This is a genomic window from Salinisphaera sp. T5B8 (assembly GCF_040361255.1).
Taxonomy (GTDB): Bacteria; Pseudomonadota; Gammaproteobacteria; order Nevskiales; family Salinisphaeraceae; genus Salinisphaera.
Window position 1 is genome coordinate 64,204 of the sequence record NZ_APNG01000001.1, and the last position, 12,347, is coordinate 76,550.

Genomic DNA, 12,347 nt, shown 5'->3' on the forward strand with positions numbered 1-12,347 from the left:
GCAGCCGAAGTTTCGAGTAAGCATTATGCAAAGCGTGCACGCGCGCCGATTGCGCGAACAGCGGCGTTAATGGGCGCTTATCATCGGATGAGCACCGCGAAAGCGCCGGTCACCCGGCGTCGCGGCGCGGTGTGACCGGCTTGAAGCAGGCGTTAAAAGCCGAGGCTATCGAGCAAGTCGTCGACCTGGGCCTGGTCGGTCACGATCTCGGTGTTGCCCTCGGTCTGGATCTGCGGACCGTTGAGCAGCGACGAATTCTCGCCCTTTTTCTCACGCAGTTCGGCTTCACGGCCACGCACGCGATCTTCCGGCAGATACTGCAACAGCACGTCGATCAACTGTTTTTCGATATCGCGGATCACGACCACGAGCTTCTTGATCACCTGCCCGGTCAGATCCTGGAAATCCTGCGCCATCATGATGTCGTGCAGCTGGCCCTGGGTGGCCTGGGTTTGCTGTGGCACCCATTGCAGATAACTACGCGTATCGCGGACCAGTTCGCGCGCATCGGCGAGTTCGATCGGTGCATCGAACCACGTTTGCCAGCGCCCATCGAGCTTGACGGCACGGTTTTCGATTTCGGTTTGCAACGGCTGTGCGACTTCGATCGAAGACAACGCGGTTTCGGCCGCCTGTTCGGTCATGCTGGCGATATAGTTGAGCCGGTCGCGCGCGTCGGGGATCGCGTCTGCGGCTTTTTCCACCTCGCGATCCAGGCCGAGTTCGCGCATGCTTTCGTTCAAAGCGCGCGTGAGCTGACCGATACGATCGATCAGTTCTCCTGCCTGCTCGGGTGCGGCCTGATCGGCCGGATTCGTATTTTCCATGATGCTGGCTTCTCCTGCCCGTCGGGCACGCGCTTACATGCCGAGTTTGTCGAAGATACGCTCGAGTTTTTCTTCCAGCGTCGCGGCAGAAAACGGCTTGACCACGTAGCCGCTGGCGCCCGCCTGGGCTGCCGCGACGATGTTTTCCTTCTTCGCTTCGGCGGTGACCATCAGCACGGGTAGATGCTTGAGCGTATCACTTGCCCGAATACGCTTGAGCATTTCCAGCCCGTCCAGATTGGGCATGTTCCAGTCCGATACGACGAACTGGAATTTGCCGGTATTGAGCTTTTCCAATGCCTCGGCGCCGTCTTCGGCTTCTTCGACGTTGTTGTAGCCCAGCTCCTTGAGCAGGTTGCGCACGATCCGGCGCATCGTGGAAAAGTCGTCGACGACGAGGAAATTGAGGTTCTTGTCCGCCATGGCGATATCTCGGTTTTGTTGACTGGCCTGTGGATGAGTGAAGCGTTGTGAATACTGGCCGGGTCGGCGCCCGGCGCCTGTTAGATGCGCAGCGCGCGACTGTCCGGCCCGCCCAGCAGGCCTAGTGCGTGTCTTGCCATGTCGTCGATGGAAACCACCGACTGCGCGGCACCGATGGCGATGGCTTCGCGCGGCATGCCGAATACGACGCAGCTGGCTTCGTCCTGTGCGAGCGTGGCCGCGCCGGCTTCACGCATCTGCAATAGCCCCTGCGCGCCGTCCTTGCCCATGCCGGTCATGAGAATGCCGATTGCATTACGCCCGGCATGCTTGGCGGCCGATTCGAACAGCACATCGACCGACGGCCGATGTCGGTTGACGGGCGGGCCGGCTTCCAGCGCCACGACATAGTTCGCGCCGCTGCGCGACAGCCGCAGATGCTGTTCGCCGCCGGGCGCGATATAGGCCCGTCCGGGCAGTACACGCTCGCCGTGCTCGGCTTCCTTGACCTGGATCCGGCACAGCGAATCCATGCGCCGGGCAAACGAGCCCGTGAAACCGCCCGGCATATGCTGGGTGATCAAAATCGCTGGTGCATCGGCCGGCATGGGTTCGAGAAACTCGCGAATCGCTTCCGTACCGCCGGTCGATGCGCCCACGATGAACAGCTTTTCGCTGGAGACCCGCGGGGCCACCAGCGGCTGGGCACCGGCGGGCCTGGGGGTCGGCCGGCGCAGGGTAGCGCGCGCCGCGCCGCGAATCTTTTCCACGATTTCGTGGCCGCTTTCGATCAGGCCGCGATTGAGATCGAGCTTGGGCTTGGTCACGAAATCGACCGCGCCCAGTTCGAGTGCCTGCAAGGTGATATCCGAGCCGCGCGCGGTCAGCGACGACAGCATGATCACCGGCATCGGCCGCAATCGCATGAGCTTGCCGAGAAAGTCCAGCCCGTCCATGCGCGGCATTTCGACATCGAGCGTGAGCACGTCGGGATTGTGTTTCTTGATCAGCTCGCGGGCCACCAACGGATCGGGCGCACTGGCCACCATTTCCATATCGTCTTCGTTATTGACGATCTCGGTGACGAGTTTGCGAATCAAGGCCGAATCGTCGACACACAACACACGAATCGGTCGTTTGGCCGTCGTATTCACGATGTCGTCTCCTTACCCGTGCTGGCCGAGGTCGTTGTGGCCGACAGCACACCTGCCACCGGCAGTACCGGCGCCAGCTTGTTGGCCAACACGACATCCTGGGCAACCATACGGCGTTCGCCGCCGCGCAAGCGGCGCAGCTGAACCCGACCGGTGGCCGGAAAATAATGCACCTGGCGGGCACAATCGCCCTTGAGTTCCTGCGACAGCACGTCAATGCCGCAGCCGTCGAGGTACGCCAGGATGAAATCGGAATTGGCAATCCCCACCCGCGCGGCCTGCACGCCGCTCATGAGCATCGCGCCGCCAAAGACTTTTGCCTCGATACGCTCGCGACGCGCGCCCTGTCGGTAGAGCGCCTCCAGCAGCGTATCCATCGCATAGTCGCCATAACGCATGGATTGCGCTTCGCTCGGGGCAACATCGGGCCCGGCCGCGGGCAGCATGAAGTGATTGAGCCCACCCACCCCGGCAACCGGGTCGCGCAGGCAGGCCGCCACGCAGGAGCCGAGTACGGTGGTCAGCACTACGTCTTCACGGGTGATCGCGTATTCATTGGGCAGTACGCGAATGGCATCCATGCCATGGCGCTGATCGAAATAGGTATGGGTCGAGCCGTTCTGAATCGACCGGGCGCCGTCACGCATGCTCATGCCGACACCTTGCCCGTACGCGTGCCCTTGCCCGCGACGCGCTCGTAGACGGTGTGGCTACGCAGACGAAATGACTGGGTGATGTTGGAAAAATTCTCCGAATGGCCGGCGAACAACAGGCCGTCTTCGCGCAGCAGACCGGCGAAGCGCTCCAGCAGACGCGCTTGGGTGGCCTTGTCGAAATAGATCATCAGATTGCGACAGAAGATCACATCGAGCGGGCCTTCGATATCCCAGCTGGCGTCCAGCAGGTTGAGCGCCCGGAAGGTGATGTTCTGGGAAAGGCTCGGCTGCACACGCACCATGCCTGCGCGCTCGCCGGTGCCCTTCAAGAAAAAGCGTTGTAGCCGCTCCGGGGGCATCTTGCTGACATCGTTCATCGAATAGATGCCGCGGCGCGCGACTTCGATGGCACGGGTATCGATATCGGTGGCCAGAATACTGGCCGGCGCGCGGCCCGGGGCCTGGGCTTCCGCCAGGGTGATCGCGATCGAATACGGCTCTTCGCCCGTCGAGGCCGCGCAGGTCCAGACCTTGAGCGGCGCGCTGCGCGCCTTGGCGTGGGCCGCGAGCAGCGGAAAATGATGGGCTTCGCGAAAGAACGAGGTGAGGTTGGTCGTCAACGCATTGACGAACTCTTCCCATTCCGGATGGTTGGCATCGGCCTGCAGCATGGCCAGATAATCGTGAAAGCGCGTATGCCCGAGTACGCGGATACGCTTGGCCAGGCGGCTATAGACCATCTCCGTTTTGTGCGGCGCCAACGAGATGCCGGCGCGCGCATGAATCATGCGCCGTACGCACTCGAAGTCTTCCGACGTCAGTAATAGATCACGTTCGTTTCGAACAGCCAGCACGGGCAAGCCCTCCTAGAAGATGGCGAGGCCCGTGCCATGAACCAGCGCTGCAATGCGGCTGGATTGAGGCAGAAATTCGGACCTGTAGCTAGGATCGACCGACCGCGTTTTTTCTTTAATACGTCGTTTTTTCAGACCCTTAGGGGCTATTGCTGTTTCCCGTGAGTTCGCGCCGAGCGCTGCTGGCGGCCAGAGGAAATGTCGTGCCCTTGTACAGCGATTCCGCGTAACGGCGCTAGACCCCTGTATTGCCGACATATCTTCACATTAACCGGCGCTCGCCGCGACGGTCGGGGCCGCGCCTGGAAGCATTGACGCAGGGCGCCCTACGCGTTGCGCGTCCGGGGCGCGGCGCGACGACACAGGGACGCGCGCGTTGCAGGGGCTACGTTGGTGCCCCCACAACGGCGCGCGCATGGCGTCGACAGCCGCTGGAACAAAAAACGCCGCACCGTACGCGGCGCAGCGTTGTCCGGCATCGTTTCGGATGTGTTCTGGCACGGCGTCGAACCGTGCCACGGCTCAGGTTCAGGCGACCGCCTCGACCTCGTCCACGAGCGCGAGCTCGCGGCTGCTCATCATGCGATCGATATCCACCAGGATGAGCATGCGATCGTCGACGCTGCCCAGGCCCAGTACGTGTTCCGTGGCGGCACTCACGCCGAAATCCGGCGCCGGCTTGATCTGTTCGGGCGTGAGCGTGAGTACGTCGGAGACGCTGTCCACGACCACGCCGACAACGCGTTCGCCCACGTTGAGCACGATCACGACTGTATGCTGGTCGTAGGCCGCATTTTCCAGACCGAACTTGATCCGGGCGTCGATGATGGGAACGATGCTGCCGCGCAGGTTGGTTACGCCCTTGACGAAATCCGGCACGTTGGCAATACGCGTGACCTGATTGTAGCCGCGGATTTCCTGGACCTTGAGGATATCCACGCCGTACTCTTCGCCGCCGAGCGCGAATACCAGTACTTCCATATCCGCGGTGGCATCGCGCGGGGCTTCGTTAGCAATGACTTCAGCCATGTCGTTTACTCCGTGTAACGTCCATGTAGAAAGGAATCAGACCGGCGCTACCTGCCGTGCCTGGGTTTCGCTCTGACGGCCTGCGCGTGACAGCGCAACCACGTCGAGAATCAGCGCGACGCTGCCGTCGCCGAGGATCGTGGCCGCGGAAATACCCACGACCTTGCGATAGTTGGTTTCCAGGTTCTTGACCACGACCTGGCGTTGACCGAGCAACTCGTCGACGAGCACGGCGTAATGCCGGCCCTCGCTTTCGATCACCATGACGATGCCGCGCAGCACATCGGTCTGCGCGCCATCGATATCGAATACGCGATGCATTTCGACCAGCGGCAGATATTCGCCGCGCACATAGACCAGCTGCGTATCCTGCGACACGCGCTTGAGCTGGTCGGATTGAACCTGCATCGATTCCTTGATCGCGCCCAGCGGCATGATGAACACCTCTTCGCCCACGCGAATGAGCATGCCGTCCATGATCGCCAGCGTCAGCGGCAGCACGATCCGAATGGTCGTCCCCTCGCCGGCCGCGGAACGAATATCCACGTGGCCGCCAAGCTCCTGGATGTTGCGCTTGACCACATCCATGCCCACGCCGCGCCCGGACACGTCGGTGACCGCTTCCGCGGTGGAGAAACCGGGCGCGAAGATCAGCTGCCAGACTTCGTCATCGCTCATCGAATCGCTGACCGCGAGGCCGTTCTGGCGCGCCTTGGCCAGAATGCGTTCGCGATTGAGACCGGCGCCGTCGTCGGAAATATCGATGAGAATACTGCCGCCCTGATGCTGGGCCGCCAGGGTCAGCGTGCCGGCCGCGGGCTTGCCGGCCGCCTTGCGGCGTTCCGGTGTTTCGATACCGTGATCCAGGCTGTTGCGCACCAGATGGGTCATCGGGTCCATGATGCGTTCGATCAGCCCCTTGTCGAGTTCGGTCGATTCGCCCTCGGTGACCAGGTTGATTTCCTTGCCCAGCTTGCCGCTGAGATCACGCACCAAACGCGGGAAGCGGTTGAAGGCGTAGTCCATGGGCATCATGCGCACCGACATCACCGCTTCCTGCAGGTCGCGGGCATTGCGTTGCAGTTGGTTCAGACCTTCAAGCAGCGCGCCGTGCGCTTCGCTGTCGAGTCCGCCGATGGTCTGTTCCAGCATCGACTGGGTAATGACCAGTTCGCCAACGAGGTTGATGATTTCGTCGACCTTCTCGGTCGATACGCGCAGGGAACTGGATTCGCTCGACGACTTGCCCGACGCCTTGGACTTGGCCGCGGGCGCGGCTTTCTTGTCTTCCGGTGCGGATGCCGCCTCTTGCGTGTTCTGGGCTGCCGCGGCCGCTTGCGTGCCGGGTGTGCGTTCTGCCGCCACCGCTTCACTGGCCGCCTGGGCGACCGCAGTTTCGGCCTGCTCGGTATCGGTGTCCTGGGCCGGCGCGGTGGTGTCGCTATCGGCCGTCGCCGCACCAGCGAAATGCAGCTGGTCCTCGTCGACAACGAAACACAGCACCGACGAGATATCCGCTGCCTCGGCCGGCTGTGCGAGGGTGACGGTCAGCGTATCGCCTTCGAAGGTCTGGCTTTCGATATCGCCGAACAGCCCAAGCTCTTCGACGAGCGTGGCGGACTGGCTTTCTTCGATACCGCTGATCGCCACAACGCGCACCGAACCGGCCGGCGCTTGCTGTGCGTCCGGCTCGGCATCGGTCGGCGCCGCGCTGGCAGCCGACTCGCCTGTGGCCAGCGCCGCACTGCCCTTTTCGTCGAGCGTGCGCAGGCGCTGGGCGATGTCTTCGTAGGCCTGTTGATCGGGTTCGCTGGACGCGCGGTAGGCATCGATCTGCCCGGCGAGCACATCGCGGCATTCGAGAAACAGATCTACCGCCGTACGATCGAGCACGAGTTCGCCGTGACGGGCGCGATCGAGCAGGTTTTCCAGCAGGTGGGTGGTTTCCTGCAGATGCGTGAAACCGAACGTGCCGGCACCGCCCTTGATCGAATGCGCGGCCCGGAAGATCGCGTTCAGATCTTCGCTATCCGGCGTATCGATATCCAGGTTGATGAGCAGGCGCTCCATTTCGTCGAGCAGTTCGTCTGCCTCGTCGAAGAAGGTCTGGTAGAACTCGGCGATATCTAGTGTCATGCCTGGTTATTCCGCTGTCGCTCGTGGTCGGACTCAAAAAACCGATGTCTCAAGACATATCGTTCAATCGGCGCGTTGCTTTAGTGTTCGACCGAACATGAATTACGCTTACCCGCCCGTTTAGCCGGACTGGGCGTCTTTTTCCGAATCTTTGACCTTGACCATGGTTGTAGCGTCGCCGCTTTCGCTGCCCGACTGCGGCGCGGCGTCAGCCTCGGCTTCCGCAGACAGGGTTGTGGTCGGCGGCGCGCTTTCCTGCTCTATACGATGTTGTGCGTTTTCGTTGAGCACGAGAATGCTGATACGCCGGTTTGCCGGGGCGGCCGACGACTCGACGCCTGCCCGGCTCGCGGTCGCCGCCGCGCCGATGACGCGCAAGAGTTTGTCGGGCTGCATGCCGCCCTGAATGAGCGCACGCCGCGCCGCATTGGCGCGATCGGCCGATAACTCCCAGTTGCTGTAGCGCCGATCGCCGGTGGCAAAGCGCAGATCGTCGGTATGCCCGGTCAGCGTAATGGGGTTGGGAAATTCGTTGAGTTTGGGCCCGACCTTGGACAACACATCGCGAATATACGGGGCCAGCTCGGAACTGCCGAGCGCGAACATGGGCCGTTTATTGCTGTCGCTGATCTGAATGAGCAGGCCGTCTTCGACCACCTTGAGACTCAGCTGGGAGCTGAGCTCGTCAAGCGCCGGGTCGGCATGAATCATCGACTCCAGGCTGCGCTGCAGATCACGCAGCGGACGGTGGCTGGGCCGGTAATTGGTGGCATTGGGCGAGGTCAGTGATACCTCGCCTTCCGAATGCATGGGATCGTCGCCGCCGCCGGGAATAGCGCTGTTGCTGGCCGAGGCCTTGTCCCCGCCCATCATCGCGACCTTGAGCGGGGTCCGAAAGTACTCGCCGACTTCTTCGCGTTCGGCTGCACTCAAGCCCGACAACAGCCACATGACCAGAAAGAACGCCATCATTGCGGTCATGAAGTCGGCATAGGCGATCTTCCACGCCCCATGAGTGCCGTGATTCGCCGCCTTCTTGCGGCGGATGACGATCGGGCGTTTGTGTGCCTCGCTCACGAGGACGCCTGGGCGGTCCCGCCGGATTTCACGCTGCGTACGTGTTCTTCGAGCTCATTGAAGGACGGACGCTCGGACGAGAACAGCGCCTTGCGGCCGAACTCGATCGACAGCGGCGGCGCATAGCCATTGAGATTGGCCAGCAGCGTGACCTTCACGCTCTGCATGATCTTGACGACTTCCTCGACCTGCGAGCGCACGCGTGCAGCCAGCGGACTGACGAAACCGTAGGCCAACAGAATGCCCAGGAAGGTACCCACCATGGCATGGGCGATCAGCGGGCCGATTTCCGACGGGTCGAGTGCGGCCGAGCCCAGCGCGTGGACCACGCCCATGACCGCTGCGACGATACCGAAGGCCGGCAACGAGTCGCCCATCGCCGCCAGACCGTGGGCCGGCACTTCCGCTTCGTGCTGGAAGGTTTCGATCTCGTGGTCCATCAACGCCTCGATCTCGAAGGCGTCCATGTTGCCGCTGATCATCAGGCGCAGATAATCGGTAAGAAAATCCATGATCAGCTTGTCTTCGACCAGCTTCGGATAGGCGGAGAACAGCGTGCTTTCGCGCGGATTCTCGATATCCTGCTCGAGCGACATCATGCCCGACTGGCGTGCCTTGGCCAGCAGCAGGTAGAGCAGCGTCATCAGATCGACACAGATTTCCTTGGAATACTGCGAGCCGCGCAGCAGCTTGGGCAACACACGCACCGTGGCGCCGATTCCCTTGCCATTGTTCGCGGCCACGAACGCGCCGATACCCGCGCCGAAGATGATCACCAGTTCCGCCGGCTGGTACAGCGCGCCCATATGCCCGCCGACCATGGCATAGCCGCCAAGCACGGACCCGATGACGATGACGTAACCCAAGAATATAAGCACTGTCGCCTTCCCTGATGGAGTGGCCGTAAAAACACGTAAACCCGCAATCTCTAGGAAGGGTTAGCGGCCGACAGGGCCAGAGCTTGAATGAATCGCTGGCGCCGGAAGGCGCAGACAGCGCGCGCTTATGCTTTCTTCTTGCGCTTTTTCGCGTTCTTGAGCGTCTTGCCGGCACGCGAGGGCGGCTGGCAGATTCCGCACACGAAATCCTGATCGAGGCTGTATGCACGATTGACGAACTTGCCGTGGCAGCGGTTGCATACCGACAGCGTCATCATGTCGCTTTCGAAAAAGCGCACCAGCATCCACGCCCGGGTCAGGCTGAGCACCGGCTTGCCGTCATCCTGCAATGGCGTCTGCTCGTTATACAGACGATAGGCGTTGACCACCGCTTCCATGCGGCTGCGCTCCTTGCGCCGGCGCAGGTAGCAGTAGGTGTTGTAGAACAGCGACGAATGGATGTTGGGCAGCCAGGTGACATACCAGTCGGTCGAAAACGGCAGCATGCCCTTGGGCGGCGAGACACCGTGGATTTCCTTGTACAGATTGATTAACCGACGACGACTGATATCGGTTTCGGTCTGCAGTACCTGCAGGCGTGCGCCGAGCTCGATGAGCTCGATGGCCAGCCCGATCTGCTTGGCCTCGTCTATAACGCTTTTGTTCGTCGTTGGACTCATGCGGCTCGTCGATTACCCTTCGCCGCTACCGTTTTTACGCTGCGCCTCGCGGTCGGCCTCGCGACGCGGCTGACCACGACGTGCCGGGGCATCGGCCTCGTCCGGACCGTCCGTGCTACGCCGGTCGCCGGCCGCGCGTCGTTCACCGGTACGACGATCGCTCTTTCGCTTGTTCTGCGACGACAGCAGAATCCCGGCATGCAGGCGGCGCATATCGTCGTCACGCGGCGCATCGATCAGCGCGAACAGCTGGTCGGCGCTATCGAGTGAAAAATGGCATAGCAACTGGTTGCAACGGGCCAGCTTCGCGAGATCGGCTACCGGGATCTGGCTGAGCAGGTCGGCCATGTCCTCGTCGATCTTCAGGCGAAACATCGCCAGCTCGCGATCGGTATTGATCAGCCGCTGCATCAGAATCAGATAGGACAGATTCAGATCGCGGACGTCATCGAGTAGATGATCAACACTCATTTTATCTCCCCTACCAAAACGCCCGTCGCTAACAAGCGTACCGTGAAACGGGCAGCAGACGTCGCGAAAGCCTGCCGTGAAACGACAGCGTTACCCGTACTGACGGCGCGTCACCCTCGTGCGCCGGCCGGGCAGGCCCGAACCGCTGTAAGCCTGTGTTTTCCGTCTCGAAAGAATGCCCGCCTCTCGGTGCCTTTTCTGAAACGCCGTATCTTTAAAAATGCAACAGCGCGTGGGAAAAAGCAAAGACACAGCGTATCGCACTGTCGTCGATTAACGACATTCCTTTATTCTATATTGGATTGTGCGCGATTGATACGAACGAAATGTGAACGTTACGCCGCAGTGTTGCGCTCGATTCTACGATTTCGCGTCAGCAGCGTTTTCCAGCCGGTAGACCCATGCCAGCAGTTCCGCCACGGCCACATAGAGTTCGGGGGGAATACGATCGTCCAGATCGACACGCATGAGCAGACGGACCAGCTCGGGCGAGCGGTGTACGTGCAGGCCGTGTTTTTCGGCCCGATCCATGATGGATTGCGCGATATCGCCATAACCCTTGGCGACCACGCGTGGCGCGTCATCCTGTTCGGCATAGCGCAGGGCGACGACGCTGGCGCGTTCGTCGCGGGACTGAGAGCGATCGACAGCACTCATTCGACCGCTTCCTCGATAAGTTCGACATGGGCACGATCGAAACCGGCCTGTTCGAACCGCGCCTTCAGTTCGCCGGTGGCGGGCGCGAGTGTGGCCGCGCCCTGCGCGCTCGAAGCAAAGGCATAAACCTCGATCGCCCCACCGGCGAGATTGAGCGCGATCTCCACCGGCCCGAGACGCGGCAACTCCAGACGCAGGCGGGTCGAAAACGACGCCTCGCCTTGCTCGTCCTGGCCGCGTCGCGGCGTACCGTCATCGCCGTGCTCATGGATCTCCCATTGCATGTCGACGCCGGGCCAGGCATCACCGTGCCAGCGAAAGACCGAATTGCTCAGCACATCCAGCTGCTGGCGAACCACCGATAGCAGACGCTCGTCGACGACATCGCCGCGCGCACCTTCACCGCGCGCCTGGGCGGCCGCCGTATCGAACGTACCCGGGGCCAGCAACGCGTTGGCGCTGGCATTCGCCAAACTCTGGCGCGTGTTCGTGGCAGGCGCATGGGTCGACGACGCCCGCGCATCGCCCTGCGAGGCCGGATTGTGCGACTTCTGATTCTGCGGCTCCTGCAGCAGTTCGGCGAGCGGTCGCTGGCCATCGAACCACTTGCTCAGATGGGATTCGTAGAACAACCCGCTGTGTGCGACCTGCTGACCGAGAATAGCCGCCAGAATGGGCGTGGCCGGCACCCGGGCGGCACCGAAAAGCGCGGCTGCATGCGCAGGCGTGGTATGGGCCACCGGCGCCGGGCGACGTGCGAGCAGCGACGCAATCAAGCCGCCCTCGCGGCTGAACTGGGCGCGGGCGGACTCGGCATGAGGCCCCGCCGGCGGCTGCTTGGCCGCCGGCAGATAACGCGTGCCGGTCGCGATCTCGCGCGCGCCGGGCTGTTCGCCCGTACGACGCGCGCCGCCGCCCTGGGTGGACAGATCGGCCTCACCCGAGCCGCGTGCACGCGTGGCATCGGCCCCGGTGCCCGGCGTCGGCCGATCGAAGCCGTCGGTGCGTACGCTGACCACCGGATCCACCGGCCCGAGCGGGATATTGACCCGCGCACCGGTAAAACGCGCCATGTCCGCACGGCGCCCTAACACCTGCGGCAACAGCGTATCGAGCATCGGCGTGATCGTGCTCACGGTCGCCTATCTATCTTTAAATGCTGACTAGCAGACCGCGTTCTTTTCATACGCGTTTTTGACCCGCCGCTGGGAACGCGCCTGAGAAAGCGCGCCCGACAACTCGTCCATACGCTGCTGGAGCCGTTCGCGCAGTTCCTGTTCGCTGGCCGCGATCTGGATCAGTACGGCGCGCTTGGCTTCACGAAACGCATCGTTGACGGCCACGTCGTATTCGATATTCATCAGCGCTTCCACCTGACACAGGTGTTCGCTTTTCATTTCGACCAGATTTTCCCACTCGCCTGCAACCGCGATCTCGATCATCTTCTTGTTGAGATCGAGAAGCGCACAATAGCCGGCGACGATATCCTGCTGCTGCTGGTTCAT

General features: G+C 62.1%; 14 protein-coding genes. All 14 read right to left on the reverse strand.

Features of this window, described 5'->3' with window-relative positions:
- Nucleotides 1-152: 152 nt before the first annotated feature.
- The 14 genes from cheZ to fliT all read right to left on the reverse strand — a co-directional run bounded on the left by cheZ (nt 153) and on the right by fliT (nt 12,347).
- Nucleotides 153-827 (reverse strand): protein phosphatase CheZ, encoded by a 675-nt coding sequence (cheZ, locus tag T5B8_RS00320; protein WP_353175220.1) that lies wholly within the window; start codon nt 825-827, stop codon nt 153-155.
- Between the two features lie 33 nt (nt 828-860).
- A complete protein-coding gene (cheY, locus tag T5B8_RS00325; protein ID WP_293627655.1) occupies nt 861-1,250 on the reverse strand; it encodes a chemotaxis response regulator CheY in 390 nt (129 codons plus the stop codon).
- 80 nt (nt 1,251-1,330) lie between these two features.
- Nucleotides 1,331-2,404, reverse strand: coding sequence for a protein-glutamate methylesterase/protein-glutamine glutaminase (locus tag T5B8_RS00330; RefSeq protein ID WP_353175222.1), 1,074 nt, complete (start codon nt 2,402-2,404; stop codon nt 1,331-1,333).
- Nucleotides 2,401-3,057, reverse strand: a complete 657-nt coding sequence (locus tag T5B8_RS00335) for a chemoreceptor glutamine deamidase CheD (RefSeq protein ID WP_353175224.1) — start codon at nt 3,055-3,057, stop codon at nt 2,401-2,403. The genes T5B8_RS00330 and T5B8_RS00335 overlap by 4 nt, the downstream gene beginning before the upstream one ends.
- The gene (locus T5B8_RS00340; protein WP_353175226.1) at nt 3,054-3,920 is read right to left on the reverse strand and encodes a CheR family methyltransferase; all 867 of its coding nucleotides are present in this window, start codon (nt 3,918-3,920) and stop codon (nt 3,054-3,056) included. The genes T5B8_RS00335 and T5B8_RS00340 overlap by 4 nt, the downstream gene beginning before the upstream one ends.
- Nucleotides 3,921-4,442: 522 nt before the next feature.
- On the reverse strand, nt 4,443-4,943 hold the full coding sequence (locus tag T5B8_RS00345; RefSeq protein ID WP_353175228.1) for a chemotaxis protein CheW: 501 nt from the start codon (nt 4,941-4,943) through the stop codon (nt 4,443-4,445).
- A 36-nt stretch (nt 4,944-4,979) separates the two neighbouring features.
- Entirely contained in the window at nt 4,980-7,079 is a 2,100-nt protein-coding gene (gene cheA, locus T5B8_RS00350) for a chemotaxis protein CheA (RefSeq protein ID WP_353175230.1), read from the reverse strand.
- Nucleotides 7,080-7,199: 120 nt separating this feature from the next.
- On the reverse strand, nt 7,200-8,156 hold the full coding sequence (gene motB / locus T5B8_RS00355) for a flagellar motor protein MotB (protein WP_353175232.1): 957 nt from the start codon (nt 8,154-8,156) through the stop codon (nt 7,200-7,202).
- A complete protein-coding gene (gene motA, locus T5B8_RS00360; protein ID WP_353175233.1) occupies nt 8,153-9,034 on the reverse strand; it encodes a flagellar motor stator protein MotA in 882 nt (293 codons plus the stop codon). Before motA ends, motB begins: the two co-directional genes overlap by 4 nt.
- A gap of 125 nt (nt 9,035-9,159) precedes the next feature.
- Nucleotides 9,160-9,714 (reverse strand): flagellar transcriptional regulator FlhC, encoded by a 555-nt coding sequence (gene flhC / locus T5B8_RS00365; RefSeq protein ID WP_353175235.1) that lies wholly within the window; start codon nt 9,712-9,714, stop codon nt 9,160-9,162.
- A gap of 12 nt (nt 9,715-9,726) precedes the next feature.
- Complete coding sequence (gene flhD, locus T5B8_RS00370) at nt 9,727-10,185, reverse strand: flagellar transcriptional regulator FlhD (protein WP_353175236.1); 459 nt, start codon at nt 10,183-10,185, stop codon at nt 9,727-9,729.
- Between the two features lie 360 nt (nt 10,186-10,545).
- A complete protein-coding gene (locus T5B8_RS00375; RefSeq protein WP_353175238.1) occupies nt 10,546-10,842 on the reverse strand; it encodes an EscU/YscU/HrcU family type III secretion system export apparatus switch protein in 297 nt (98 codons plus the stop codon).
- Nucleotides 10,839-11,978 carry a flagellar hook-length control protein FliK gene (gene fliK, locus T5B8_RS00380; protein WP_353175240.1) on the reverse strand — a complete coding sequence of 380 codons (1,140 nt, stop codon included), beginning with the start codon at nt 11,976-11,978 and terminating at the stop codon, nt 10,839-10,841. The genes T5B8_RS00375 and fliK overlap by 4 nt, the downstream gene beginning before the upstream one ends.
- A gap of 27 nt (nt 11,979-12,005) precedes the next feature.
- On the reverse strand, nt 12,006-12,347 hold the full coding sequence (fliT, locus tag T5B8_RS00385; RefSeq protein WP_353175242.1) for a flagellar protein FliT: 342 nt from the start codon (nt 12,345-12,347) through the stop codon (nt 12,006-12,008).

What these genes read in the sequence shown, in the direction of transcription:
- fliT (WP_353175242.1), bottom strand. Translation starts at nt 12,347, where the DNA reads ATGAACCAGCAGCAGCAGGATATCGTCGCCGGCTATTGTGCGCTTCTC.
- T5B8_RS00345 (WP_353175228.1), bottom strand. Translation starts at nt 4,943, where the DNA reads ATGGCTGAAGTCATTGCTAACGAAGCCCCGCGCGATGCCACCGCGGAT.
- cheA (WP_353175230.1), bottom strand. Translation starts at nt 7,079, where the DNA reads ATGACACTAGATATCGCCGAGTTCTACCAGACCTTCTTCGACGAGGCA.
- flhD (WP_353175236.1), bottom strand. Translation starts at nt 10,185, where the DNA reads ATGAGTGTTGATCATCTACTCGATGACGTCCGCGATCTGAATCTGTCC.
- cheY (WP_293627655.1), bottom strand. Translation starts at nt 1,250, where the DNA reads ATGGCGGACAAGAACCTCAATTTCCTCGTCGTCGACGACTTTTCCACG.
- T5B8_RS00375 (WP_353175238.1), bottom strand. Translation starts at nt 10,842, where the DNA reads ATGAGTGCTGTCGATCGCTCTCAGTCCCGCGACGAACGCGCCAGCGTC.
- T5B8_RS00335 (WP_353175224.1), bottom strand. Translation starts at nt 3,057, where the DNA reads ATGAGCATGCGTGACGGCGCCCGGTCGATTCAGAACGGCTCGACCCAT.
- flhC (WP_353175235.1), bottom strand. Translation starts at nt 9,714, where the DNA reads ATGAGTCCAACGACGAACAAAAGCGTTATAGACGAGGCCAAGCAGATC.
- cheZ (WP_353175220.1), bottom strand. Translation starts at nt 827, where the DNA reads ATGGAAAATACGAATCCGGCCGATCAGGCCGCACCCGAGCAGGCAGGA.